The sequence below is a fragment of the Streptomyces sp. NPDC058371 genome (assembly GCF_042723265.1).
Classification (GTDB): domain Bacteria; phylum Actinomycetota; class Actinomycetes; order Streptomycetales; family Streptomycetaceae; genus Streptomyces.
In genome coordinates, this window is the sequence record NZ_JBHXJC010000006.1 from 220138 (window position 1) to 245841 (window position 25704).

Consider the following 25704-nt stretch of genomic DNA (forward strand, 5'->3'; position numbering starts at 1 on the left):
TGTGAGCCCGATGAGCCAGGCGGCGCAGAACCTGAACTGGTTGATCACCAACTTCGTGGACAACACCCCCGGGGTGTCCCACACGGTGGTGGTCTCCGCCGACGGACTCCTTCTGGCGATGTCCGAAGGCTTTCCCCGCGACCGTGCCGACCAGCTGGCGGCCGTCGCATCAGGATTGACCTCGCTGACGGCGGGTGCCTCCCGCATCTTCGAGGGTGGCAGCGTGAACCAGACGGTTGTGGAGATGGAGCGGGGATTCCTCTTCATCATGTCCGTTTCCGACGGTTCGTCGCTCGCGGTCCTCGCACACCCCGAGGCGGACATCGGTCTCATCGGGTACGAGATGGCACTTCTGGTGGACCGCGCAGGTACGGTCCTGACCCCGGATCTCCGTGCGGAGCTCCAGGGGAGCCTTCTCAACTAACAGACGGACGGTGCGTTTTGGCGTTCCGTGGCCGTAAGGTTTCGGGACGCGGTCCCACAGTGATGGGTGCCCGGCACAGTCGGAGGAGGAGAAAGTGGCAACACCCCCAGGCGGTTCGTCTTCGGGCAACTGGTCGTACGGTCCCGGCCAGGGGCAGGGCGGCCAGGGTGACGGTTCGCAGAACCCGAACCGGTACAACTTCCCCTCCGCGCCGAGCCACCGCCGGCAGCAGCCGTACGCGCCCCAGGGCCCCGGGCCCTCGCCGTACGACCAGCCCGCGGCGCCGCGCATCCAGCCCGTGCAGCCGCAGCGACGCACCCCTGAGGCGGCCCCCGCGGGGGCCGCGAGCAATCCCCTGGTCCGTCCGTACGCCATGACGGGTGGCCGTACCAGGCCCCGCTACCAGCTCGCCATCGAGGCGCTGGTGCACACCACAGCTCAACCGCACCAGATGCAGGGCCAGTTGCCCGAGCATCAGCGGATCTGCAATCTCTGCCGGGAGATCAAGTCGGTGGCCGAGATCTCGGCCCTGCTGACCATCCCTCTCGGTGTGGCCAGGATTCTCGTCGCCGACTTGGCGGAGGCGGGCCTGGTCGCCATTCATCAGCCGGGCGGCGACGAGAGCGCCGGCGGCCAGCCAGCCGTGACATTGCTCGAAAGGGTGCTCAGTGGACTTCGCAAGCTCTAGCGGAGGGCCTTCCCGCTCCACCACGTCCGCGAAGATCGTGGTGGCGGGCGGCTTCGGCGTGGGCAAGACCACGTTCGTCGGGGCCGTCTCGGAGATCAACCCGCTGCGCACCGAGGCCGTCATGACGTCCGCGTCCGCGGGCATCGACGACCTCACCCACACCGGAGACAAGACGACGACGACCGTCGCCATGGACTTCGGCCGCATCACCCTGGACCAGGACCTGATCCTGTACCTGTTCGGCACCCCCGGCCAGGACCGCTTCTGGTTCATGTGGGACGACCTGGTCCGCGGCGCCATCGGCGCCATCGTGCTGGTCGACACCCGGAGGCTCGCCGACTGCTTCCCGGCTGTGGACTACTTCGAGAACTCGGGTCTGCCGTTCGTCATCGCCCTCAACGGCTTCGACGGCAACCAGCCGTACAACCCCGACGAGGTGCGCGAGGCGCTCCAGATCGGCCCGGACACCCCGATCATCACGACGGACGCCCGGCACCGCGCCGACGCCAAGAGCGCGCTGATCACGCTGGTCGAGCACGCGCTGATGGCTCGCCTGCGCTGACACCTCGCGCGCACCGCCCCCGCTCGTACTGATGGGCCCCTCCGGTCACCGGAGGGGCCCATCTGCATGCCGTGACGCACGGCGCCGTCCAGGCCGTCAGGGAGCCCGGCAGACAGGAAGGTGGCCCCCTCCGACGGATCGGAGGGGGCCACCTTCGTAGCGCTGCTGCCGGCGCGGCCTAGCCGTGCCAGCTGTGCGGGGCCCGGAAGCCGGGCTCGCGCTCCAGGCGGCGCCAGCCGGCCTTGAGGCGGCCGCGGTGGGCCGGGGCATCGGCCGGGGCGGTGGCGGCGCGAGCCAGCAGGATGGCCGTGATGGCAGCCACTTCCTCGGGCTCGGCGTGGCCCTTCTCGACGCGGATGTCAGGGGTGTTCATGGGTGTCAGTCTCCGTGAGAGAGGTTTCCGCGGTGGTACCGCGGAGGATCCGCAGGGTTACTGCGGGGGGTTGCCGTGCTTGCGGGAGGGCAGGTCCGCGTGCTTGCTGTGCAGCATCGCCAGGGAGCGGATGAGCACCTCGCGGGTCTCCGCCGGGTCGATGACGTCGTCGACCAGGCCTCGCTCCGCCGCGTAGTACGGGTGCATCAGCTCGGACTTGTACTCCTTGACCATGCGGGCCCGCATGGCCTCGGGGTCCTCGGCCTCGGCGATCTGACGACGGAAGATGACGTTGGCGGCACCTTCGGCGCCCATGACGGCGATCTCGTTCGTCGGCCAGGCGTACGTGAGATCGGCACCGATGGACTGGGAGTCCATGACGATGTACGCACCTCCGTAGGCCTTGCGCAGGATCAGGGAGATCCTCGGCACGGTCGCGTTGCAGTACGCGTACAGCAGTTTGGCGCCGTGGCGGATGATTCCGCCGTGCTCCTGGTCGACGCCCGGGAGGAACCCGGGGACATCCAGAAGCGTCACGATCGGGATGTTAAAAGCGTCACACATCTGGACAAAGCGCGCAGCTTTTTCGGAGGCCTCGATGTCCAGGACACCGGCGAGGCTCTGCGGCTGGTTGGCGACGATGCCGACCACCTGGCCGTCGAGACGGGCCAGCGCGCAGATGATGTTGCGGGCCCAGCGCTCGTGGATCTCCAGGTAGTCGCCGTCGTCGACGAGTTCCTCGATGACCTTGGTCATGTCGTACGGGCGGTTGCCGTCCGCGGGGACCAGGTCCAGCAGGACCTCCGAGCGGCGGTCGGCGGCGTCCTCGGAGGCGACCGTCGGCGGGTTCTCCCGGTTGTTCTGCGGGAGCATCGACAGCAGGTAGCGCACCTCGGCGAGGCACGTCTCCTCGTCGTCGTAGGCGAAGTGGCAGACGCCCGACGTCTCGGCGTGCACGTCCGCGCCGCCCAGGCCGTTCTGGGTGATCTCCTCGCCGGTGACCGCCTTGACGACGTCCGGTCCGGTGATGAACATCTGCGAGGTCTCGCGGACCATGAACACGAAGTCCGTCAGCGCGGGGCTGTAGGCCGCGCCGCCCGCGCACGGGCCGAGCATGACCGAGATCTGCGGGATGACGCCGGACGCCCTGGTGTTGCGCTGGAAGATGCCGCCGTAGCCCGCGAGGGCGGAGACGCCCTCCTGGATACGGGCGCCCGCGCCGTCGTTGAGGGAGACCAGCGGCGCCCCGGCCGCGATGGCCATGTCCATGATCTTGTGGATCTTCGTGGCGTGGGCCTCGCCCAGCGCGCCGCCGAAGATGCGGAAGTCATGGGCGTAGACGAAGACCGTGCGGCCCTCGACCGTGCCCCAGCCGGTGATGACACCGTCGGTGTACGGCTTCTTGTTCTCCAGGCCGAATCCGGTCGCCCGGTGCCGGCGCAGCTGTTCGACCTCCTGGAACGTCCCGGGGTCGAGCAGCAGCTCGATGCGCTCCCGGGCGGTCAGCTTGCCCTTGGCGTGCTGCGCCTCGGTCGCCTTGTCGCTGGGTCCACGCAGCGCCTCCGCACGGATCGCGTGCAGTTCGGCCACACGCCCGCGCGCGTCCGTGGGTTCGCCCCCGGTGGGTTCAGCCTCGTCCAAAACGGTCATGTAGCGACCTTACGAAGTCCACCAAGGAAAGCGGGCCGTCGACTCCGTACAGTCTCCGGCCCGTTTTCCTGGTACCCCTGAACAGAACCACAGCCACATGCAGGCGATCTGACTGCTCAGGGGCCTGTCGGCTTGTAGGGGTCACACAAAGAGGTCAGCTGAGAGTCACCTCACATTCGTGAGTGGCACATGCCATCCCTGGGGTGACGCGCAGCCGCAGACGGCGGCCCGTGGCGAGTACATCGACCGACGGATCCGCTCGCACTACCCCGCGCACCGGCCGGTCCCAGACGATCTCCAGGGGACCTCCCGTGCGCGGGGGCTCGCTCACGCAGACCGTAGCGGTGCGCCCGCTGCGCCGGACCAGCACACTCGCGCCCGCCGAGGCGGTGAGCGGACCGGCGGTACCGCCCTCCCAGAAGTTCGCTGCGGTCAGCCCCAGTGAGTCGACATGGACGGCCTGGCTCCGGACGTCGTTGGCGAGGACGTGCAGCCAGTGACGGTCGGCGGCGCGGGCGGCGACGGCGCGCGGCGAGGCGCCGGGCATCAGGACATAGGCGTACGTGGCACCGGCGGGGTCGGTGCCGTGGTCGAGCCAGAGCGTCTGCCAGCGCCGGGTGCGCCGCTCGGTCGTACTCGTGGTGTTGATGTCGGCCCAGGCGCCGGTGCGGTCCTCGCGCAGGGTGCGCAGGGCCGTCGTACCGCCGCGGCCGGGGAAGACCCAGCCGCCGTGGCCCTCGAGGTGGGCCCAGCCGCGGGCGTGCGTGAACCGCTGGGCGCCGTTCTCGCCGAGGTTGCGGTTGTCCACCACCGTTTCGACGGGCACGCCGTCGGTGGCGGTGATGCCCGCGCCCAGACAGATCACGGAGTCCGCGACGCAGAACCACGACTTGCGGGCCTCCAGGGTCGAGCCGAGCCCCTTGAGGTGCTGGCCGACGGCCGCGAAGGTGCCGTCCGTGGTCCCACCGGTCCAGCGCACCGCGGGCTTGGGCTCGCCCCACTCGCCGCCCGCCCGGTCGGCGAGCCGCCGGGTGGAGACGGTGGTGCCGGGCAGCCGGTACCAGTCCACCGTCGGCCAGTACCAGTCCGTGTACTGGCCCGAGTCCCCCGCCCACCACAGCAGCATCCCGGCCCCGGTGTGCCAGCCGCGCGGGTTCTCCCCGTTGCCGCACTCGTAGTGGGCGATCCGTTCCGAGGCCATGGAGAGGTGCGCGGCGAAGCCGGCGCCGCGGTGCACGGCCCGGTCCATGGCGGCGAAGAGCCGGTGCCCGGTGGGCTCGGGGGCGGGTGCGGTGGCGGAGTCGGCGACGGCGTGCAGCCGCGCCAGGTCGGCGACCCCGAACTGGGGAGCCGTCAGGACCGGGGTCACCGTGTCGCGGGCGATCCACCCCTTGATCCGCCCGTGCCAGCGCTCCCGCGCGTCCGGGTCCGCGCCGGCGGCCAGCAGCGCGATCGCGGCGATCAGCCCCTGACCGTGGAAGTGGTCGCTGCGCATGACGTGCTGGTCGTCGCTCTTGAGGTACCCGCGGCTGATGGCTCGGCCGTTGACGCCGTCCATCACCAGACCGTCGTGGATCAGGGGCGCGTAGGCGTGCTCGACGCCGTCGAGGACGATCCTGCGGTTCGGGTCGGTGACCTCCCAGCCGGACCCCGCGAGCAGCGCGAAGAGCCGGCCGAGTCCGTCGAGCATGACCTGTCCGTACGTCCCCGAGTAGGCGATCCAGGTGTGCTGGACGAACGAGCCGTCCGCGTAGAGCCCGTCCCCCTTCGTCACGTACGGGAAGACGGGCGAGAGGGCGTCCCTGGCGAGCGCGATCTTGCCGGGGTCGCGGCCGAGGATGCCCCGCAGCGCCACCGAGCGGCACAGGTCGACACGGTTGGCGCCGGTCGAGGTGCCCGTGTAGTCGCCGAGCATCGCGTCCGGGACGAAGTGGTCGACGGCGGCGCAGGCGGCGGCCCGCCGGGGCTCCGTGAGCTCGTCGTGGAGGGCCGCGACGATGTCCATGAGGAGGCGGGGGCTGCCGATCTGCCACTCCCACCAGTTGCCGTAGCGGGTGGTGGAGGGGTTGTAGACCGTCGCCGTGAGGTGGTCGAGGCCCCGGATCACGTCCGCGAGCAGGGCCGCGTCGCCGGTCGAGCCCGTGCCGTCCTGAACGTACGCCTGGGCCATCGTCCACAGCCTGCTGTAGCTCTGGGTGATGCCGGCCGGCGGGTCGAAGGGCTGGCCCGGCCACAGGGAGGCGGCCGTCGGCGCCATGGTCGCGCGGAAGCCACGGGCGAGTTCACCGGTCTCGCGGAGCCGGGAGGCGTACGGCTCGGCGGCCGGGTCGTAGCCGGCGCCGAGGGCGATGCCCAGCCAGCGCAGGCGCAGGGTGTCGTACTCGTCGGCCGCTGCCGCGGCGGCGGCCGCGGGGGGTGAGGCGATGACGGTGGCCGTCAGGGCCGCCGCGAGCAGGAACGTACGGCGCGTGGGAGTCATGTCCATGCCGTCTACCACCTCACCCTCCGCGGGGGAACCAGGCGTCGCGGTGCGGCTGCTAGCAGCCGCCGCAGTTGTAGTAGAGGACGTCCCAGTGGTTGCCCTCGTCCGCGTAGATGTTGCCGGAGCCGGACTTGTACTGCGGTGCGCCGTCGCCGCGCAGGCCGATGTAAGTGAAGGTGTTCTTGATGTAGTTGGTGACGCAGGTGCTCTTGGCGTAGTCGAGCTTGTAGCCGTTCCAGTGCGAGTAGGTGCCGCTCGCGTGGCCGGTCTCGGTGCCGCCCGTGATGTTGAGCGCGCAGCCCGTTGCCCCCTTGAGGGTCTGGGCGCCCTGGGCGGTGGCGAGGTTGAGCTGCTCGAAGGACGTACAGGTGGAGTTGTTGCGGTCGGAGCAGTTGCCGGAGGAGGACCAGGTGATGCCGACCTGGCGGAACATCGAGGTGGCCGTGGCGTGGCTGACCTTGGTGACGGCGAAGGCGTCGCCGGCGCTGCCGACGACGGCGACGCCGGGAGCGAGGAGCAGGGCGAGAGCGGTCAGGGCGGAGCGGATTTTCATGGGTGTCCTTCCTGCTGGTGACCGGGCTTCCTGAGGAGCGGCTGTGCAGGTGGAGCAAGGCGATGGTGCCCGAGGTCTACGCGTGTCCACCAGAGGGCGATCGGTGAACGACCGGTGAGCGTCCGAGACGCCCCGGGCAAAACACTCCGTAATGCCATCAACACGCGGGCAATGATGTTGAAACTTGAACGGAATAGGTCTACGGTCGGCCTTGTTGACCTCGTTGAAAGTTAAACAGACTCCGTAGTCGCGGTTCCGGGTGGAACGCGACTCGTCCCCCCAAGGAGCACGACATGGGCATCTTCGGCCGCAAGACCGACACCGACACTCCGGCCGCCGCGGCCGCCGCCACGGTTCCCTCCGCGGATCTGGCAGCGCTGACCGGCGACTACACGATCGACCCGGCGCACTCGACGATCGGCTTCGTCGCCCGGCACGCGATGGTGACGAACGTGAAGGGCAGCTTCAAGGACGTCGAGGGCACGCTGCACCTGGACGGCAGCGACCCGGCCAAGTCCACCGCCACCATCGACATCAAGATGGACAGCGTCGACACGGGGTCCGCCGACCGCGACGGCCACCTCAAGAGCGCCGACTTCTTCAAGACCGACGAGTTCCCGACGATGACCTTCCGCTCCACCAAGGTCGAGGCGCTGGGCGGCGACGACTACCGGATCACGGGTGACCTGTCGGTCCTGGGCACCACCAGGCCGCTCGCCATCGACGTCGAGTTCAACGGCGCCGCGAAGGACCCGTTCGGCAACGAGCGCGTGGGCTTCGAGGGCAAGTCCGAGATCCTGCGCTCCGAGTGGGGCCTCACCTGGAACGCCACGCTGGAGACGGGTGGCGTCCTCGTCTCGGACAAGATCAAGCTGAACTTCGACATCTCGGCGATCAAGAGCGCCTGACGCCGGTTCGGTACGTTCGCGCGGCCTCACCCCGGACGCGCCCGCCCTCGTGACTCCCCGTGTCCGAGGGCGGGCGCTTCTTGGCGCCCGAGGGCGGAGGCCGAGCCCCGGACCCGGGGGTCCGCCACCGTCGTACGACCTCTACGCGTCCCGCAGCCGGAAGGCCGCCGCGCCGACGCACAGCAGCCCCAGCGCGTACGCGGCCAGCACGCCGAGGCCCGGCCACGGCCCGATCGGCAGGCGGGCGAGGTCCCGGGTCGCCTGGATGGCCAGGCCCGCCGGCATGGGGGCCCAGCGTTCGAGACGGTCCTTCCAGGCCGGGTCGCCCAGCAGGTCCGCGAGCAGCGGGACGACGTAGAGGAGCCCGAGGCCCGTGGTGATGGCGCGCGTGGTGTCCCGGAGGAGGGTGGCCAGGCCCAGGCCCAGCAGGGCGATGAGGACCAGGCAGAGGACCGAGCCGAGGGCCGCTCTCAGGGTCGTGAGGTCGGCCGGTGACGGGAGCGGGTAGCCCGCCTCGGGGGTGAAGCCGTTGCCGGGGAGGATGAGGCGGGCGGTCAGGAGCGACGCGCAGACCGCCACCGCTCCCGCCGCCGCTGTCAGCGCGGCGAGGACCGCCGACTTCGCCGTCAGGAGGGTCCCTCTGCGCGGGACGGCCGTCAGCGCGGTACGGATCGTGCCCGTCGTGTACTCCGCGCCCATCGACAGCGCGCCCAGCACCAGCACCGCGGCCTGGCCGAGCCATACGCCCGTCAGGCTCAGCTTCACGGTGTCCTCGTGACAGGCGGCCGCCGACTCGCACACCCGCGTGGTCACCGCGGAGACGGCCGCCGTGCCCACCGCGACCGTCAGGACGACGGCCGCGGCGAGCAGCAGCCAACTGCTGGGCAGCGTACGGAGTTTGGTCCATTCGGCGTGCAGCGAGGATGTCATCCCGGCCCGGGGCGGTGACTTCGTGTCGGCGCGCGGGGACGACCCGGTGCGGGCGGGGAGCGAGGGCGTCACGCGTCCCTCCTGCGCAGACGCCACGCCGCCAGGGCCAGCGCCACCACCACGTACGCGCACAGGACGGCGAGGCCGTTCCAGGGGTCGAGTGGGTAACAGCCGCTCTCCGGAAGGCAGTTGTGATCGACCTGGGGGTAGTACGTCACACCCTGCTGGATCGCGAAGGCCGCCGCCGGGGTCACCCGGAGCAGCCAGTGCGCGACCGGCAGCGGCAGGGCGAAGGCGAGGATCTGCGGAAGGATCACCAGGACCACGACCGCCGTGATCGCGCCCGCGCTGCTGCGGAGGGTCGCGCCGACCGCGAGCGCGAGGACCGCGACGAGTGCGAGCAGCGCCGCGCTGCCGACCACCGCCCGCAGGGCCGGCCCGTCGAACAGGGACAGATCGGGATAGGCCGGGGGCTTGAAGCCGTGGGAGCGCATGGCGCTCTGGGCGAGGGGGAACGTGACCGCCGTCGCCGCGAGTCCCACGGCGAAGGTGATGCCGCCGGTCACCAGGGCCTTCGCCGTCAGCACCCGGACCCGGCGCGGGCTCGCCGTGAACGTCGTACGGATCAGGTTCCGTTTGTACTCGGAGGTGATGAACAGCGCCCCCAGCGCGACCATGAACAGCACCCCGACGAAGACGCCCTGGAAGCTCATCTGGACGATGTCGCCGCCGGTCTCGTCCGGGGCGATGTCGCCCGCGCCGGTCACGGTGTACACCCCGGCCGGGGAGACGGTCGTGCTGCCGGGTTCGCGGCGCGCGGGGCCGGACTGCGGGTTGTCGGGACTGTCCGGGCCCGCGGCTCCCACGTCCGTACTGGTCCACGAGGTGTCCTTCGCGTCACCGTCGGCGCGCAGGGCGACCTGGTCGAAGTGCGCCGTGACGGCCGTGGTGCCCGCGGTCTCCGAGGTGCCGCCGAAGGAGCGGCGCAGAGTGCTGTGCAGGGGAGACGCGACGAAGAGGCCGGCCTCGGCGGTGCGCGGAAGGCCGGCGAGCGTCACCGAACCCACCTTCGTCCAGTGGCTGCCGTCGGCGGACTCGTACCCCGTCAGCCGGGTGCCCGCACGGGTCAGCCGGAGCCAGCGCGCGTCCCCCGGGGCCGTGCTGCCGGCCTCGTCGTGGGTGAAGTTCCACTGGAACCGTACGCCGTGGTCCGGGGTGACCATGAGCGCCGCGTACGGGCTGCCCGGCTCGGTGCCCTGCTTGACGAGGACGCCGGCCTTCGCCCAGGGCTCCGCGTCCACCACCCCGTCGCGCCCCTTGAGGTCCGAGACGCGGACGGTGACGCTGCCGCCACCGGTCAGCTTCCGGTGCACGAAGCGGAAGGTGTCGTTGACGCGGGTGCCGTCCGGGCCGAGGGTGAGGCCGGGATCGCCGTTGGAATCGTCGGTGCCGCCACCGGCGCCGAGCAGGGAGATCAGGACCGTGGCCACGGCGGCGAGGACGAGACCGGCCGGCCAGGTGCGCACCGTCCAGAACTTGGTCCACTCCGCGCGCAGCAGATGTCCGAAGCCGTCGCGGGCGGGCTGGAGTTGGGAGCGGTACGGGGTCAGGGTCGGCGGCGGTGTCACGGGGACACCTCGTCGTCCTGCGGGGCACCGTGGAACTCGACCGCGTCCCTGGTGAGTTCCATGTACGCCTCCTCCAACGTGGCCCGGTGCGAGCCGATTTCGGCGAACGGGATTCTCGACCCGCCGAGGAGCTCCACGATCCGCTCGGCCGGCAGGCCGGTGACCGTGAGCGTGTCGCGGCCGGTCACGGCGACCTTGCCCCCTTCGCGGGCGAGCAGTTCCATGGCCTCCGTACGGGCGCCGGTGCGCAGGGCGACCCGGTCGCCGGACGCGGCGGCGAGCAGGTCGGCGACGGCCGTGTCGGCGATCAGGCGACCGCGGCCGATGACCACCAAGTGGTCGGCGGTGTCCTCCAGTTCGCTCATCAGATGGCTGGAGACGAGGACGGCCCGGCCCTCCGACGCGAGGTGCCGGAGCAGGCCGCGGATCCACTGGATGCCCTCGGGGTCGAGGCCGTTGACCGGTTCGTCGAGGAGCAGGACCGGAGGGTCGCCGAGCAGCGCGGCGGCGATGCCGAGGCGTTGGCGCATGCCGAGCGAGTAGCCACCGGCGCGGCGGCGGGCGGCCTTGGCCATGCCGACCTGTTCGAGCACCTCGTCCACGCGGCGCAGGGACAGTCCGTGCGAGTGCGCCAGCCAGCGCAGATGGTCACGGCCGCGGCGGCTCGGGTGCAGGGCGGCGGCGTCCAGCAGGGCGCCGACTTCAAGGAGCGGGGAACGCAGGGCGTGGTAGGGACGGCCGCCGACGAGCGCGTGGCCCTCGTCGGGGGTGTCCAGGCCGAGGACGGCTCGCATGGTGGTGGACTTGCCCGCCCCGTTGGGGCCGACGAAGCCGGTGATCTGCCCCGGCTCGACCGTGAAGGAGAGCCCGTCGACCGCGACGGTCCTCCCGAACCGCTTGCGCAGATCGCGGACTTCGATGGTTGCGTCACTCATGGTCAGCGACATTAGGGACCGGGGACCGCGGCGTCGTCCCGCCGGGGAGCCGTCTTGCGTGCCCCTGGCGCGGGGGACGGCTCCCCCACGTGAGGGACACCCGAGGGTGACGCGGTGCGCCGCTCGCGACGGCACAATGGCGAGCGTGAACGGGGAGCGGGCGTGAGCGGGGAGCGGACAGGGCGCAGCGCGGTGCCGTGGCGGTGGGTGCGCGGACTACCGGCCTGGGTCTCGTACCCGGGCGGTCTGGCCGTCCTCGCCTGCGTCGAGATCCTCGCCCGTGCCGGGAGCCTGCGGGAGAACCTGGGGCTCGCCCTGCTGCTCGGGCTCTGTACGACCCTGCCGCTCGCCTTCGTCCTCGGGACCGGGCGGGGGGCGGTGGCACGCGGCGGGGCCGCCGTCGCCGTGACCGCGGCCGGGGTGCTCGCGCTGGCGCCGTTCCGGGCGCTGACCCTCGCGGGAGTGGTGGCCCAGCTGGCGTGTGTGTACTGGCTCGGGCGGGCCGGCGCGCCGCGGCTGAGCGTGGCGCTGGTGCTTCCGTACGTCGCGCTGGCGCTTGGCAGCCGGGACGACTCCACCACACGGGTCGTGGCTGTCCTGGTGACCACGCTCGCCTCGGCGGCGGCCGCGACCGGGATCACCCGTCGGGTGCGCAGCGCGGCCCTGGCGCACAGTGCCACCGAGCGGGCGTTCGCCGACACGCTCCTCGCGCATGCCGCGCGCGGTGAACGGGCGCGGATCGCACGCGAGTTGCACGATGTCGTCGCGCACCACATCTCGATGATCGCCGTACAGGCCGAGACCGCCCGGCTGACGACACCGGGACTGCCCGCCGACGGCGCCACCCGGCTGCTCGCCATCGGCGACACCGCGCGGACCGCGCTGACGGAGATGCGCCGGCTGCTGGGCGTACTGCGGGAGGACGCCGACGCCGGTGTCACGCGGCGCCCGCAGCCGGGACTGCACCAGCTCATGGAGCTGGTCGACGAGTCCCGCGACGCGGCAGGCTCCCGCACCCGGCTGATCGTCAGCGGCCCGGTCGCCCGGCTCGATCCGGGCATCGAGGTCACCGCGTACCGCATCGTCCAGGAGGCGCTCACCAACGCCCGCCGTCATGCGCCCGGTGCCGCGGTGGACGTGGAACTCCGTTACGCGGCGGCCGACCTGGCGATACGCGTGCGCGACAACGGGCCGGGGGCGGCCGGTGCGCCGACGGGTCACGGGCTGCTCGGCATGCGCGAACGTGCCATCACGGTCGGCGGCATCCTGCACACGGGGCCCGCGCCCGGCGGCGGCTTCCTGGTCGAGGCCCGCCTGCCGTTGGGCGCGGCGGAGGTGCTCGTATGACGGACCCCACCACGCCGAACCACCCCTCCTCCGGGACCGGCCCGGGCGCCGACACCGCAGCCGGCCGGTGCGTCCGTATCGTCGTCGCCGACGACCACGAGGTCGTCCGCGCCGGTTATGCCGGACTCCTCGCCACCCAGCCGGACTTCGCCGTCGTCGGCACGGCGCGCGACGGTGCCGAGGCGGTGCGGATCTGCCGGGAGCAGCGGCCGGACGTCGTGCTGATGGACGTACGGATGCCGGTGATGGACGGGATCCGGGCGACCGCGGAGCTGATGACCACCGATCTCGTGGGCCCGGACGCCCCGCGCGTGCTGATCCTGACCACCTTCGACCTCGATGAGCACGTGTACGACGCCCTGGCCGCCGGTGCGAGCGGCTTCCTGCTCAAGGACGTGACCGCGGAACGGCTCTTCGAGGCCGTACGTGTCATCGCCGGCGGAGAGGCGCTGCTCGCGCCCGCCATCACCCGGCGGCTGATCGCCGAATTCGCCCGCCTCAAACCGCGGGCACCCACGCAGCGGGCGCTCGGCGTCCTCACCCCGCGCGAGACGGAGGTACTGCGACTGCTGGCGGAGGGGCTGTCCAATCCCGAGATCGCGGTCCGGCTGCACGTGGGCGAGGAGACCGTGAAGACGCACGTCAGCCGCGTCCTGTCCAAGCTGGGCCTGCGCGACCGCACCCAGGCCGTCGTGACGGCGTACGAGACGGGTCTGGTCGTGCCACGGCTGGCGTGAGGCGGCCGGCCCCGAGCGGGCGCCGGGGCCCGCTCCGCGCGGCCGTCGGTCCCGGTCGAACTACCAGTCCCAGTGCGGGACTTCGCGCAGGGGATGCGCCCCCGGCGTGTTCGTGGAGACTCGTCACGCTCTCATCGTGGGGCGGTGGCGTGGATTCCGCCAAGGGGTCGGGCGAGGTGCGCCCGCTGGGCCGGGTCGCCGGACGGAGGCAGTGGTCGGACGGCGCGTGGTCTCAGAAGCCGCCGCCGAAGTCGCCGCCGCCACCGAAGTCGCCGCCTCCGCCGCCGTCCCCGAAGCCGCCGCCGAAGTCGCCGGGGTCGAAGTCGGAGCCCGAGACGTCGCCGCCGTCGTAGCCGCCGGCGCCGAAGTCGCCGTAGCCGGAGCCGTAGTCGGCCGCATAGGAGGGGGTGGCCATCATGCTGCCGAGCAGCGTGCCGACGAGCAGACCCGGGAGGATGCCGCCGCCGAAGTAGCCGCCGGCCCAGGGGCCGTAGGCCGGTCCGGCGTCCCAGTAGGGGCGGCGCCCGTACTCGGTGTCGACCTCGCGGACGGCCGGGTCGAGTCCGTCGGCCAGCCGGGCCCGGTCCGCCGCACAGACCGGGACCTCGCGGGTCGCGCCGCCGGCCGGCGTCCAGGTCACGTCGGCGACCGAGGGGCCGTGGCGCGGGTCGAAGAAGCAGGGGGCGCGGCGCTCGGGGAGCGGTCGCCGCTCGCGGCGGGCGGCCAGTACGGCGAGCGAGAACCTGCCGTCCTCCAGGGCCTCGGTCACCGGGCGGACGCCCTCGGGGCGCCCGGCGGCCGCCATGGACGCCTTCGCCCGCTCGTACGCGTCCAGCGCGCGTTCGTAGTCCGCGCGCATCGCGTCGTCCGCGCCGGCCTCGGCCGGATGGAAGTCGAGCCGGTCCAGCTCCTCGCCGAAGGCGGTGATGTCCTCGTCGACGACCACGCGCAGCTTGTCGAGCGCGGCCCGCTGCTCCTCCTCCTTACGCCGCCGGTTGCGCCGTACGAGGGTGTACGCACCGGCGCCGCCCGCCACGACGACGGCGCCGACCCCGATCAGCGCGCCCGCCGAGACGCCGTCCCCGCCGCCGCCGGAGCCCCAGCTCGCGGGCGCCGAGCCGCCGATGTTGGCGAGCGCGCGGTCGGCGAAGTCGTTCAGCTGGGCGTTGGTGTCCTCGCCCTGCACGCTGGTGACCAGGTTCTGCACGGCGGTGCGTGACATCACCGAGGAGTCGGCGCGGGCGTCGAACCGGTCGCCGAGCCGCACCGCGTACAGGCCCGTCACGCCGGTGGACGTGCGCAGGTTCTGGAAGAGGTTCTTGATGGGGAAGTCGGTGGGCAGGACGGCCACGAAGACCGGCTTGTCCGCCTTCTCGATCTTCGCGGCGAGGGCGTCGGCGTCCGCCGTGGAGAGCTGCCCGGAGGCGGCCGGGTCGACGTACACCGGGTTCTTGCGGAGGGCGTCCGCGACGGTGGAGACGTCGGTGGCGGCGTGGGCTCGGGGCGCCGGGCCCCAGAGCGCCGCGAGGGCGGCGAGTGTCAGCGCGATCAGCAGTCCCGGGAGGCCCCGGGTGAGCACGGCCTTCATACTTCGAAGCTACCCGAAGGTGCACAAAGGTGGGCATCGGGGTGGATGGTTTTCGCCCCCTCCGCCCCTGCCCTTCCCGTACCTGGGGGCTCCGCCCCCAGACCCCCGTATCGCGCTTGCGCGCTCGTCCTCAAACGCCGGACGGGCTGAAGATCTCCAGCCCCGGCCGGCTGAAAACTCCAAACGCCGGACGGGCTGACTGCACCCCGTCCGGCGTTCGTGAGCGGCCCCGCGTTGTCACGCTGCCCGGTATGCCTCCGTCAGCTTGGCCAGCGCGGCTCCGTAGCGGCCGGTGAGCAGCAGGTGGTCGGCGTCGGCGAAGGGCTTCGCGGTCGCTGCCGTGATGCCCGAGCCGACCTTCTGCTGGACGAGCAGCCGCGCCTTGTTCACGACGGCACGGCCGATCTCGTCGGCGCCTGTGCGCTCCGCCGCCGTGGCCACGAGGGCCAGGGCCTTGAGAGTGCCCGAGCCGCCCTCCGGGACCTTGGTCAGCGTCGTCAGGCCCCAGCCGTACGGGAACTGGGGGTCGTACGACGCGTCGCCCACGTTGATGGGCAGCTGGGACTCCGACTTCGGCCAGGTGACCGGGAGTTGACCGGTGAAGGCCCGCTTCCCGTAAAGCACGTCAGCGACGCCGTCACCCTCCGTGCCCGGCAGCCAGGACGCCACCAGGGCGTCGATGTCGCCGAGCCGGTCGCCGATCAGCTGGGGCCGCCCGGAGACGGTCAGCACCACGCACTTCATGGCGCCGCACACCTTGTCGACGGCGGCCTTGTCGGCGGCGGTCAGCTCCAGGTCGTTGCCGTTGCCGACATCGCCGACGCCCTCGGCGTACGGGGTCTCACCGACGACGACCACGCCCACGTCGTATCCGACGGTCGGGGCCGAGGCCTCCTTGGAGTAGTCGATGGTGGCGCCCGGTGCCGCCTTCTTCAGACCCTGGAGGATCGTGGTCCCGTCCGTGATCTTCCCGGACGAGCCCTGCCAGGTGATGGTCCAGCCACCGCTCTGGTTGCCGAGGTCGTCCGCGTTGGACCCGGCGACGTACACCTTCTGGTTCTTCTTGAGCGGCAGCACACCGCCCGCGTTCTTCAGCAGCACCTGCGACTCGGCTGCCGCCTTGCGGGCGACGGCCCGGTGCGCGGACGAACCGATGTCGGAGGCACCGCTCGTGTCCGCGTACGGCTTCTCGAAGAGGCCCAGCCTGAACTTCTGCGTGAGGATGCGCGAGACGGCGTCGTCGATCCGCTTCTCGCCGACCCGGCCCGCCTTCACCTCGTCGACCAGCGTCGTTCGGAAGTCCTTGTAGGCGTACGGGACCATGACCATGTCGAGGCCCGCGTTGATGGACGTACGGACGTCGGAGGCGTAGTCACCGGGGATCTGGTCGATGCCGTTCCAGTCGCTGATGACGAAGCCGTCGAAGCCCATGCGGTCCTTGAGCACACCGTTGATCAGCGCGGCGTCGGCGTGCATCTTCACCGGAGCCTTGTCGTCGCCGATGATGTCGACCGACGAGTAGGACGGCATGACCGTGCCGACACCCCGGTCGACCGCGGTCTGGAACGGCGCCAGGTGCACGGCCTCCAGCTCCTGCTGGGTGACCTTGGTGACGCCCTGGTCGATCGTGTACTTGCCCGTCGTGGACGAGCCGTAGACGGTGCCGCCGTCGCCGGCGAAGTGCTTGGCGGTGGCCAGCACCTTGTCGTCGTCCTTGAGGTCCTTGCCGTTGCGGGCGCCCTGGAGGCCCTGGAGCACGGTCTCCATGGACTTGACGAGGGCCGGGTCCTCACCGAAGGACTCGTACGACCGGCCCCAGCGCTCGTCGCGCGTCACGCACAGGCAGGGGGCGAAGTCCCATGGGATGCCGGTCGCCCGGACCTCCGAGGCGGTCACCGCGCCGGTCTTCTCCGCGAGTTGGGGATCCCGGGTGGCACCCATGCCGATGTTGTGCGGCATGACCGTCGCGCCGATGAGGTTGTTGTGGCCGTGCACCGCGTCCACGCCGTAGATCAGCGGGATCTGGAAGCGGGTGGCCTGTGCCCTGAGCTGGAAGGAGTCGATCATCTGCGCCCACGCCTCGGGCACGTTCGGGGTCGGTGTCGAGCCGCCGCCGGACAGGAGCGAGCCGAGGTCGTAGGAGGCGATGTCGCCCGGCGAGGTCATCGCGCCGCGCTCGGCCTGGGTCATCTGCCCGGCCTTCTCCTCCAGGGACATCCGGGAGACCAGGTCGGCGACCCGCTTCTTCACGGACAACTTCGGGTCCAGGTACGGGAGTCCGTGGGCGTCGATGACGACCTGCGGCGTCTCGGCCGGCGCCTTGGCTCCGGTGACGGTCAGCTTGAGGGGGATGGTCTCGGCGTTTTCGGCGGACCTGTCGCGCAGGGTGGGGACCTCGACGGTGCGCGAGGCGCCGGAGGCGGTGCCCGCGGGGAAGGTCAGCTCACCCTTGACCGGCGTGTAGTCCTTGCCCGAGGCGGCGGTGCCGCCGGCCGTCTCGTACGCGACGGTCACCGGGCCCTCGGTCGGTACGGAGCCGGTGGTGGCGACGGAGATCTTGACGGCGGCCTTGTCGCCCTCCTTCACCGTGTGGATGACGGAGTCGGTGACGACGCCGGCGTTCCGCGCCGGGTCGGCCGTGCCGTACAACTCGACGCCGTCCAGGGCGAAGCGGCCCTTGGTACCGGACGGGAGTGTGACGGAGTACCCCCACATCTCGGTCAGGCCGAGCACCTGGTCGATCCCGCCGACGGGCTGGTAGTCCGTGCGATAGGTGAAGTCGGTGAAGGGGATCTCGATCTGCTTCCAGCCGGTGAAGTCGTCCGTGAAGGACGTCGTCCACAGCTCGGAGGCCTCGCCGTTGGCGCCGCCGTCCTTGATCTCGAAGCTGATCTTCTTGCCGTTGTTCTGTCCGTCCCACCAGAAGCGGATGCCCTGGCGCGCGGACCAGTCGTGGGCCGGCTTGCCGGAGGCGAAGTCGTGGGTGAAACCGCCGTATCCGCTGATGTCGTAGTCACCGGCGAGGACCTGGGCGCCCTCGGGGGCGTCGGCCCTGGCCGTCAGGGCCAGTCGGGGCGGGTCGTCGGTGTCGCCACCCCACGTGAAGATGCCTTCGGCGGGCGGGTTCGCGAACGGAACCTCGCCCTCGAAGGCGTCCACCGTGGCGGAGGCGGGATCCTCGGCCCCGGCGGCCGCACCGGTAACTGCCAGCGGCAGCAGCCCGGTGAGCACGGCGGCGGAGACGAGCAGGGCGGTTCTTCGCATGGACCTTCCCTCGGCTCTCGTAATCCTCAGACATACATTTACGACTTAGATCACGGCGTGAGTTAACTGGTGCCACGGGAAGCCGTCAAGACTTCACACCAGAACCGGTACACGCCCAATCACCCGCCGGATCAGGGCCGTTGTCTCTTCGCTTTCTGAACGCTCAACCCCTTGACGCGCCTTCCGCGCCGTCATTTACTCACGCCACGCACGCCCCACTCCCCCACTCCCAGAAGGGCTGTGCACCATGACCATCCTGAGAAGACCCGCACGGTCGGCCCGGCTGCTGCTGGCCTGTCTGCTGACCACCGCCGGGCTCAGCGCCGTCGGCGTACCGACGGCGAACGCCGCGGGCGAGCAGGTCACGGCCTGGCTGACCACCACCGACGACAGCGGTGGCCGCCATGTGACCCGCGGCTTGCAGGCGCAAACTCCCTTCGCTTTCCAGGCCGGCAGCGGTGGCAGCGGTGACAACATCACCGTGGACGAGAACACGCGCTACCAGACGTTCACCGGCGGCGGCGCGTCCTTCACGGACACGGCGGCCTGGCTGATGAACAGCAGCGGCGCGCTGTCACAGGCCACGCGCGACGCCACGATGAAGAAGCTGTTCTCACCCACGGACGGCATCGGGCTGTCCTTCACCCGCAATCCGATGGGCGCGTCGGACCTGGCCCGCTACGGCTACAGCTACGACGACGTGCCGGCCGGGCAGACCGACGCGGACCTCTCCGAGTTCTCGATCGCACACGACCTGGCCGATGTGGTGCCGCTGACCAAGCAGGCGAAGCAGCTCAACCCGGCGCTGACCGTGATGGCCTCGCCGTGGACGGCGCCGGCCTGGATGAAGGACAGCGGGTCGCTCAACGGCGGCTGGCTGAAGTCGGAGGACTACGGGGTGTACGCCTCGTACTTCGTGAAGTACCTCCAGGCGTACCAGAGCCAGGGCGTGCCGGTGCAGTACGTGACGGTGCAGAACGAGCCCACGTGCTGTTCGGGCTATCCGTCGATGAGCTGGAACGGCTCCGGGCTCGCCTACTTCACGAAGAGCGAGCTGCTGCCGAAGCTCCAGGCGGCCGGGCTGTCGACGAAGGTGCTGGCACTCGACTGGAACTGGGACACGTACGACTCGTACGCCGCCCCGACCGTCGACGACGCGGCCGTCCGCTCGCACCCCAACTTCGGCGGGATCGCGTGGCACGGCTACGGCGGCGACGTCAACAAGCAGACGACCGTCCACAACCAGTACCCGACGGTGGACGCCTTCGGCACCGAGCACTCGGGCGGCACCTGGATCGCCAATCAGCAGAAGGAGGACATGCTCAACATCGTCGACTACACCCGGAACTGGGCGAAGTCGGTGACGAAGTGGTCGCTGGCGGTGGACCAGAACATGGGGCCGCACAACGGCGGTTGCGGCACCTGCACCGGCCTGATCACCGTCCACAACGGGGACGGCGCGAGCGGGACGGTCGACTACAACATCGAGTACTACACGATGGGGCACCTCACGAAGTTCGTGAAGCCGGGCGCGCAGCGCATCGCCTCCACGGCCAGCTCGTCCGTGCCGAACGTCGCGTGGCGCAACCCCGACGGGTCGAAGGCGCTGATCGCGTACAACGACGCGTCCACGGCGAAGACGGTGACGATCAACTGGGGTGGGCAGCACGCGACCTACTCACTGCCCGGCAAGACCTCGGCGACGTTCACCTGGTCGGGCACGCAGTCCGGCGGCGGGGACCAGTCAGGGTCCTTCGTCGGTCTCGCGGGCAAGTGCCTTGATCTGGCGGGCGCTTCGAGCGCGAACGGCACCGCCGTCCAGCTCTACGACTGCAATGGCTCGACGGCCCAGAAGTGGACCGTGAAGGCCGACGGGACCGTCCAGGCCCTGGGCAAGTGCCTGGACGTCACCTCCGCCTCCACCGCCGACGGCGCGAAGGTCCAGCTCTACGACTGCAACGGCACGAACGCCCAACGCTGGACGTACAACGCCACCACCGGCGACGTCGTCAACACCGCAGCCAACAAGTGCCTTGACGTGACCGGCAATTCGTCCACCAATGGAACGCGGGCGCAGATCTGGACCTGCACGGGCGCGACCAATCAGAAGTGGCATCTGCAGTGACCGGCGCCTAGCCGCCGGCCAGGCTCGCGTATCGGCCTGAACCGCCTCGTCCTCGAACGCCGGACGGGCTGAAGACCTCCACCCGGGTCGGGGAGAGATTCAGCCCCTCCGGCGTTTGAGGAGCGGGGTCCGGGGCGGAGCCCCGGGTGGGGAGGGGGCCTACGCCGCCGGTTCCACCCCGGCTCGCAGGAGGCCGTACGTGTAGGCGTCCTCCAGGGCCTGCCAGGACGCGGCGATGACGTTTTCGGCTACGCCGACCGTGGACCATTCACCGGTGCCGTCGGAGGTGGAGATCAGGACGCGGGTCGTGGAGGACGTGCCGTGCTTGCCCTCCAGGATGCGGACCTTGTAGTCCACGAGCTCCAGCTTGGCGAGCTGGGGGTAGAGCTTCTCCAGGGCGACACGCAGGGCGCGGTCGAGGGCGTTGACCGGGCCGTTGCCCTCGGCGGTGGCGACGATGCGCTCCCCCTTGGCGAAGAGCTTGACCGTGGCCTCGTTGGCGTGGCTGCCGTCCGGGCGGTCCTCGACGATCGCCCGCCAGGACTCGACCTGGAAGTACGAGCGGGCCCGGCCCTCGGCCTCCTCGCGCAGCAGGAGTTCGAAGGACGCGTCCGCCGCCTCGTACGTGTAGCCCTCGAGCTCACGCTCCTTCACCCGCCCGACGACCCGCCCGACCAGCTCGCGGTCGCCGCTGATGTCGATGCCGAGCTCCTTGCCCTTGAGCTCGATCGAGGCGCGGCCGGCCATGTCGGAGACGAGCATCCGCATGGTGTTGCCGACCTGCTCGGGGTCGATGTGCTGGTACAGGTCCGGGTCGACCTTGATCGCCGAGGCGTGCAGGCCCGCCTTGTGCGCGAAGGCCGAGACACCGACGTACGGCTGGTGCGTGGACGGGGTGAGGTTCACGACCTCGGCGATGGCGTGCGAGATCCGGGTCATCTCACGCAGGGCGCCCTCGGGGAGCACCTTCTTGCCGTACTTCAGCTCCAGGGCCGCCACGACCGGGAAGAGGTTGGAGTTGCCCACCCGCTCGCCGTAGCCGTTCGCCGTGCACTGGACGTGGGTCGCCCCCGCGTCCACCGCGGCCAGGGTGTTGGCGACCGCGCACCCGGTGTCGTCCTGGGCGTGGATGCCGAGCCGGGCGCCGGTGTCGGCGAGGACGGTGGCGACGACGGCCTGGACCTGCGCGGGGAGCATGCCGCCGTTGGTGTCGCAGAGGACCACGACGTCGGCGCCCGCCTCCGCGGCGGCCCGTACGACCGCCTTCGCGTACTCGGGGTTCGCGCGGTATCCGTCGAAGAAGTGCTCGCAGTCGACGAAGACCCGGCGGCCCTGGGAGACCAGGTGGGAGACCGTGTCGCGGACCATCGCCAGGTTCTCGTCGAGGGTGGTGCGCAGCGCCAGTTCCACATGCCGGTCGTGGGACTTCGCGACGAGCGTGATCACCGGTGCGCCGGAGTCCAGAAGAGCCTTGACCTGCGGATCCTCGGCGGCCTTGGCGTTCGCGCGGCGGGTGGAGCCGAAGGCGACGAGCTGGGCGTGCCGGAAGTCGATCTCCTGCTGGGCGCGGGCGAAGAACTCGGTGTCACGCGGGTTGGCGCCGGGCCAGCCGCCCTCGATGAAACCCACCCCGAAGTCGTCCAGGTGCCGTGCGATGGCCAGCTTGTCCGCGACCGTGAGGTTGATGCCCTCGCGCTGTGCGCCGTCGCGCAGCGTCGTGTCGAAGACGTGGAACGAATCGTCGAGTTCGCTGGTGTCCGTCATGGTCTCTGGCTCCTGAGGATTTGGATCTCGGTCTGTACCGGAATGACCGGCTCCACCGTCCTCCCATGATCCCTCGCGCTCCTTTCCCGGCTTGGGGTGGGCCAGGAAAACGAAAAACCCCTCGCGGGTGCGAGAGGTCTGCGCGCGGGTCGAAGACGACGGTGCCCGCCCGTACGTGGTGGTACGTGGCGGTCACTGCGGACCGGCGCGCCTGCTGCCAATAATCGTGGCGAACGAGAGCACGGAGGCAGTCTGGCACAGCACGGCCCCCGTGCTCCCGGTCGTCTCAGGATGCGAGCGGGGCCACCGGCTCCGGGGACGTCTTCCGGCCATCGCCGACCCGGTTCAGATCCAGGTCCCGGGTCTCGCGCATGGTCAGGTAGACGATCAGGGAGACCGCCGCGCAGCCCGCCACGTACCAGTAGTAGCCGGACTCGGCGCCGGCGTCCTTGAACCAGAGGGCGACGTACTCCGCGGTGCCGCCGAAGAGCGCGTTGGCGAGGGCGTACGGGAGGGCGACGCCGAGGGCGCGGATGCCGGTCGGGAAGAGCTCCGCCTTCACACAGGCGTTGATGGAGGTGTACCCGGTCACCACGACGAGCGCGAGCAGGGCGAGGCCCAGCGCGGGCCAGAAGCCGCCCACGTGCCGCAGCATCGTCATGATCGGGACCGTCAGGAACGTCGAGCCGACCGCGAAGGTGATCAGCAGCGGACGGCGGCCGATCCGGTCGGAGAGCTTGCCCGCGAGCGGCTGGAGAGCGGCGAAGACGATCAGCGCGGTGAAGGAGACGAGGGTGGCGGTCTCCTTGGACAGACCCGCCGAGTTCGACAGGTACTTGGTCAGATACGTCGTGTACGTGTAGTACGCCACCGTGCCGCCCATGGTGAGGGCCATGACGAGGAAGGCCTCCCGCCGGTGCTGCCACAGCGCGCGCAGGGTGCCCTTGTCCTCGGCGGCCGTGTGGTCCGCGGCCTCCTCGTAGACCTCGGTCTCCAGCATGGCGCGCCGCAGATAGAAGACGACCGCGGCACCGAGTGCGCCCACGATGAAGGGGATGCGCCAGCCCCAGCTGTGCAGCGCGTCGTCGGACAGCGTGCGCTGGAGGACGATCTGCAGGCCGAGGCCGATGATCTGGCCCGCGGTCATCGAGACGTACTGGAAGCTGGAGGCGAACCCGCGGTGCCGCGGGTCGGACGCCTCGGTGAGGTAGGTCGCGCTGGCCGCGTACTCACCGCCGACGGAGAGTCCTTGCAGCAGACGGGCGACGAGCAGCACGGCCGCGCCGCCGTACCCGGCGACCCCGTAGGTCGGCGCGATCGCGATGAGAACGGCCGAGACCGACATCAGCGTGACGGTCAGGGTCAGCGCGGTCTTGCGGCCCTTGCGGTCGGCGACCCGGCCGAGCAGCCAGCCGCCGACCGGGCGCATGAAGAAGCCGACCGCGAAGATGCCCGCGGTGTTCATGAGCTGGGCCGTGGGGTTGCCGTCCGGGAAGAACGACCCCGCGAAGTAGGTGGCGAAGCTGGCGTACACGAACCAGTCGAACCACTCCACCATGTTGCCGGCCGAGCCGACCCAGATCTTCTTCCACTGCTCTCGTCCCATGATCCGTAACGTGCCCGCTGTGTCCGGGCCCGGCAAGGGGCGCCCGGATTCTCTTCAGTGCGTTCACAGCGGGCACGCGCCGTCTTCACGCCGGGGACCGGGGATCGGGGCCCCCACGGGTGCGTCGCGGCCGGTCAGCGGGTGCGGCACGTCACGCCGGGGGCCGGGGATTCGCGGGCCCCACGGGTGCGTCGCGGCCGGTCAGCGGGTGCGGCGCAGGAAGACGTCCGCCACGTCGTTGGTGTCACCGGGCACGAGGTTCGTGGCCGGGGCGGCGAAGGCGACCCGGCCGTCGCGGCTCAGGGACGCGGTGCTCGTGGCGCCGTTCGCCTCGGTGCCGTCGGCGGCCATGCTCACCCGCTCCACGGCGCCGGTCGCCAGGTCCTTGACGAAGACGTCGGCGACGCCGTTGGTGTCGCCGGGGACGAGGTTGGTGGCGGCCGAAGTCCCGGGCCGTTGATCGACAGTCCGCGAGTGGCCGTCAGCCGAGTGACTCGTCCAGGAACTCCCGTACGTGGGAAAGGATTTGGCCACGGTCCGTGCCGCGCAGGCCGATCGCCACATGGATGGAGAAGCCGTCGAGCAGGGCCCGGAGGCGGGCGGCGAAACGGTCCGGGTCCAGGGCGCGGAACTCCCCGCGCGAGACCCCCTCGGCGAGCAGCGCCACCAGGTCGCGGTGCCAGGCGCTCTCGATGGCGACCTGGCGCTCGCGGGCGTCGTCGTCGGCGTTCTGCGAGCGGTTCCACACCTCCAGCCACAACGTCCAGTGCGGGTCGCGGTGGCCGTCGGGAACGTACAGGTCGACGTACGCGTCGAGGCGGGAGCGGGCCGACCCGCGCCCGGCGAGCAGCCGGCCGCGCTCGGCGCCGAGCCGCCCCTCGCTCCACTCCAGGGTGCGCAGCAGCAGCTCGTCCTTGGAACGGAAGTAGTAGAGGAGATGGCCGCTGCTCATGCCGACCTCGCGGCCGAGCGCCGCCATGGTCAGCTTCTCCAGACCGCGCTCGGCGATCATGTCCATGGCGGCCGCGAGCACGTCCTCACGCGGAGGTGCGTTCTTCCGCGCACCGGCCATCCCGTTCTCCTCAGATCTTCGGCTGCTGCTGGGTGATGCAGTGGATACCGCCCCCACCCGCAAAGATCGTACGTGCGTCCACGAGCGTGACCGTCCGGTCGGGGAACAGCCGGCGGAAGATCCCGGCCGCGATCTCGTCGCGCGGGTCGTCGAAGCCGCACAGCACCACACCGCCGTTGCAGAGGTAGTGGTTGATGTACGAGTAGTCGGCCCAGTGTCCGTCGGCCTCCAGAACCGTCGGGGCCGGGACCTCGACGACCTCCAGCCGGCGGCCACGCGCGTCGGTCTGGGCCTTGAGCAGCCCGATGATCTCCTTGGTGACCTCGTGGTCGGGGTGCGCCGGGTCCGGCTGGGAGTGGGCGACGACGACACCGGGGCGCGCGAAGGCGGCCACGATGTCGACATGGCCGAGCGTGCCGAAACCGTGCGGCGGATAGTCGCCGGTGAGCCCGCGCGGGAGCCAGATCGCCTTGCGGGTGCCGAGGTGGCCGTGGATCTCCGCCTCGACATGCTCACGCGTCCAGTGCGGATTGCGCTCGGGACCGAGCTGCACGGTCTCGGTGAGCAGGACCGTGCCCTCGCCGTCGACGTGGATGGCGCCGCCCTCGTTGACCAGCTTCGAGGCGTACGTCCGCGCTCCGGCCAGGTCGGACACGTACGCGCCGATCTTGGAGTCGTGCTCCCAGCGGGCCCAGTCCTGGGCGCCCCAGCCGTTGAACGTCCAGTCCACGGCGGCCAGTTCGCCCTTGCCGTTGGTGAGGAAGGTGGGGCCGATGTCCCGCATCCAGGCGTCGTCGAGTTCCCGCTCGACGGTGTCGACGTCCGGGCCCAGCTGCCGCCGCGCCTCGGCCGACTGCCCCGGCCCGCACACCACCGTCACGGGTTCGAAGCGCCGGATGGTCCGGGCCACCGCCGCCCAGGCCGCGCGCGACTCGGCGAGGTCGTCCGGGTTGTCGAAGGTGGGGTTGGGTCCCGGCCACGCCATCCAGGTGCGCTCGTGCGGGGTCCACTCGGCGGGCATTCGGAAGCCGTCGGCGACAGCAGACATCGGGGGGTCCTTAGAGGCTG

21 protein-coding genes are annotated in these 25704 nt (G+C 70.9%); 7 read left to right on the forward strand and 14 right to left on the reverse strand.

What is annotated here, in order from left to right; genetic code table 11:
• The first annotated feature begins 10 nt into the window (after positions 1–10).
• The 3 genes from ACFWM2_RS20610 (at position 11) to ACFWM2_RS20620 (ending at position 1674) form a co-directional block, all read left to right on the forward strand.
• Complete coding sequence (locus ACFWM2_RS20610) at positions 11–424, forward strand: roadblock/LC7 domain-containing protein (protein WP_005479603.1); 414 nt, start codon at positions 11–13, stop codon at positions 422–424.
• Between the two features lie 94 nt (positions 425–518).
• Positions 519–1112 (forward strand): DUF742 domain-containing protein, encoded by a 594-nt coding sequence (locus ACFWM2_RS20615; protein ID WP_383281602.1) that lies wholly within the window; start codon positions 519–521, stop codon positions 1110–1112.
• On the forward strand, positions 1093–1674 hold the full coding sequence (locus ACFWM2_RS20620) for an ATP/GTP-binding protein (RefSeq protein WP_026248371.1): 582 nt from the start codon (positions 1093–1095) through the stop codon (positions 1672–1674). Before ACFWM2_RS20615 ends, ACFWM2_RS20620 begins: the two co-directional genes overlap by 20 nt.
• 178 nt (positions 1675–1852) lie before the next feature.
• On the opposite strand, the gene ACFWM2_RS20625 is transcribed toward ACFWM2_RS20620, so the two are convergent.
• The 4 genes from ACFWM2_RS20625 to ACFWM2_RS20640 form a co-directional block, all read right to left on the reverse strand.
• The gene (locus tag ACFWM2_RS20625; RefSeq protein ID WP_383281605.1) at positions 1853–2047 is read right to left on the reverse strand and encodes an acyl-CoA carboxylase subunit epsilon; all 195 of its coding nucleotides are present in this window, start codon (positions 2045–2047) and stop codon (positions 1853–1855) included.
• A 57-nt stretch (positions 2048–2104) separates the two neighbouring features.
• A complete protein-coding gene (locus ACFWM2_RS20630; RefSeq protein WP_383281607.1) occupies positions 2105–3697 on the reverse strand; it encodes an acyl-CoA carboxylase subunit beta in 1593 nt (530 codons plus the stop codon).
• Between the two features lie 154 nt (positions 3698–3851).
• The gene (locus tag ACFWM2_RS20635; RefSeq protein WP_383281610.1) at positions 3852–6182 is read right to left on the reverse strand and encodes a polysaccharide lyase 8 family protein; all 2331 of its coding nucleotides are present in this window, start codon (positions 6180–6182) and stop codon (positions 3852–3854) included.
• Positions 6183–6234: 52 nt separating this feature from the next.
• The gene (locus ACFWM2_RS20640) at positions 6235–6732 is read right to left on the reverse strand and encodes a hypothetical protein (protein ID WP_383281612.1); all 498 of its coding nucleotides are present in this window, start codon (positions 6730–6732) and stop codon (positions 6235–6237) included.
• A 293-nt stretch (positions 6733–7025) separates the two neighbouring features.
• Between ACFWM2_RS20640 and ACFWM2_RS20645 the strand changes: the two genes are divergently transcribed.
• Positions 7026–7640, forward strand: coding sequence for a YceI family protein (locus tag ACFWM2_RS20645; RefSeq protein ID WP_383281615.1), 615 nt, complete (start codon positions 7026–7028; stop codon positions 7638–7640).
• Between the two features lie 141 nt (positions 7641–7781).
• Here the strand turns inward: ACFWM2_RS20645 and ACFWM2_RS20650 are convergent, their stop codons facing one another.
• From ACFWM2_RS20650 to ACFWM2_RS20660, 3 genes are read right to left on the reverse strand one after another with little or no spacing between them, the layout of a single operon-like run.
• Positions 7782–8642: an ABC transporter permease subunit gene (locus tag ACFWM2_RS20650; RefSeq protein WP_383281617.1), complete on the reverse strand. Its 861-nt coding sequence runs from the start codon at positions 8640–8642 to the stop codon at positions 7782–7784.
• Positions 8639–10198: an ABC transporter permease subunit gene (locus ACFWM2_RS20655; protein ID WP_383281620.1), complete on the reverse strand. Its 1560-nt coding sequence runs from the start codon at positions 10196–10198 to the stop codon at positions 8639–8641. The genes ACFWM2_RS20650 and ACFWM2_RS20655 overlap by 4 nt, the downstream gene beginning before the upstream one ends.
• On the reverse strand, positions 10195–11133 hold the full coding sequence (locus ACFWM2_RS20660) for an ABC transporter ATP-binding protein (RefSeq protein WP_383281623.1): 939 nt from the start codon (positions 11131–11133) through the stop codon (positions 10195–10197). The genes ACFWM2_RS20655 and ACFWM2_RS20660 overlap by 4 nt, the downstream gene beginning before the upstream one ends.
• A 207-nt stretch (positions 11134–11340) precedes the next feature.
• On the opposite strand from ACFWM2_RS20660, the gene ACFWM2_RS20665 reads away from it, so the two are divergent.
• Positions 11341–12480, forward strand: coding sequence for a sensor histidine kinase (locus ACFWM2_RS20665; RefSeq protein ID WP_383281997.1), 1140 nt, complete (start codon positions 11341–11343; stop codon positions 12478–12480).
• A complete protein-coding gene (locus ACFWM2_RS20670; RefSeq protein ID WP_383281625.1) occupies positions 12477–13217 on the forward strand; it encodes a response regulator in 741 nt (246 codons plus the stop codon). The genes ACFWM2_RS20665 and ACFWM2_RS20670 overlap by 4 nt, the downstream gene beginning before the upstream one ends.
• A 232-nt stretch (positions 13218–13449) precedes the next feature.
• Here ACFWM2_RS20670 and ACFWM2_RS20675 read toward each other — a convergent pair whose 3' ends face one another.
• Positions 13450–14805, reverse strand: a complete 1356-nt coding sequence (locus ACFWM2_RS20675; protein ID WP_383281628.1) for a hypothetical protein — start codon at positions 14803–14805, stop codon at positions 13450–13452.
• Positions 14806–15042: 237 nt separating this feature from the next.
• Positions 15043–18069 (reverse strand): glycoside hydrolase family 3 N-terminal domain-containing protein, encoded by a 3027-nt coding sequence (locus ACFWM2_RS20680; protein ID WP_383281631.1) that lies wholly within the window; start codon positions 18067–18069, stop codon positions 15043–15045.
• Positions 18070–18316: 247 nt separating this feature from the next.
• On the opposite strand from ACFWM2_RS20680, the gene ACFWM2_RS20685 reads away from it, so the two are divergent.
• Positions 18317–20194, forward strand: a complete 1878-nt coding sequence (locus tag ACFWM2_RS20685; RefSeq protein WP_383281633.1) for a ricin-type beta-trefoil lectin domain protein — start codon at positions 18317–18319, stop codon at positions 20192–20194.
• Between the two features lie 159 nt (positions 20195–20353).
• Here ACFWM2_RS20685 and cimA read toward each other — a convergent pair whose 3' ends face one another.
• From cimA to ACFWM2_RS20710, 5 genes are all read right to left on the reverse strand, one after another.
• Positions 20354–21958: a citramalate synthase gene (gene cimA, locus ACFWM2_RS20690; protein ID WP_383281636.1), complete on the reverse strand. Its 1605-nt coding sequence runs from the start codon at positions 21956–21958 to the stop codon at positions 20354–20356.
• 286 nt (positions 21959–22244) lie between these two features.
• Entirely contained in the window at positions 22245–23564 is a 1320-nt protein-coding gene (locus ACFWM2_RS20695) for an MFS transporter (RefSeq protein WP_383281639.1), read from the reverse strand.
• Between the two features lie 201 nt (positions 23565–23765).
• Positions 23766–24098, reverse strand: coding sequence for a hypothetical protein (locus ACFWM2_RS20700; protein WP_383281640.1), 333 nt, complete (start codon positions 24096–24098; stop codon positions 23766–23768).
• Positions 24046–24636, reverse strand: coding sequence for a TetR/AcrR family transcriptional regulator (locus ACFWM2_RS20705; protein WP_383281643.1), 591 nt, complete (start codon positions 24634–24636; stop codon positions 24046–24048). The genes ACFWM2_RS20700 and ACFWM2_RS20705 overlap by 53 nt, the downstream gene beginning before the upstream one ends.
• A 10-nt stretch (positions 24637–24646) precedes the next feature.
• Complete coding sequence (locus ACFWM2_RS20710) at positions 24647–25684, reverse strand: agmatine/peptidylarginine deiminase (protein ID WP_383281646.1); 1038 nt, start codon at positions 25682–25684, stop codon at positions 24647–24649.
• Positions 25685–25704 lie beyond the last annotated feature (20 nt).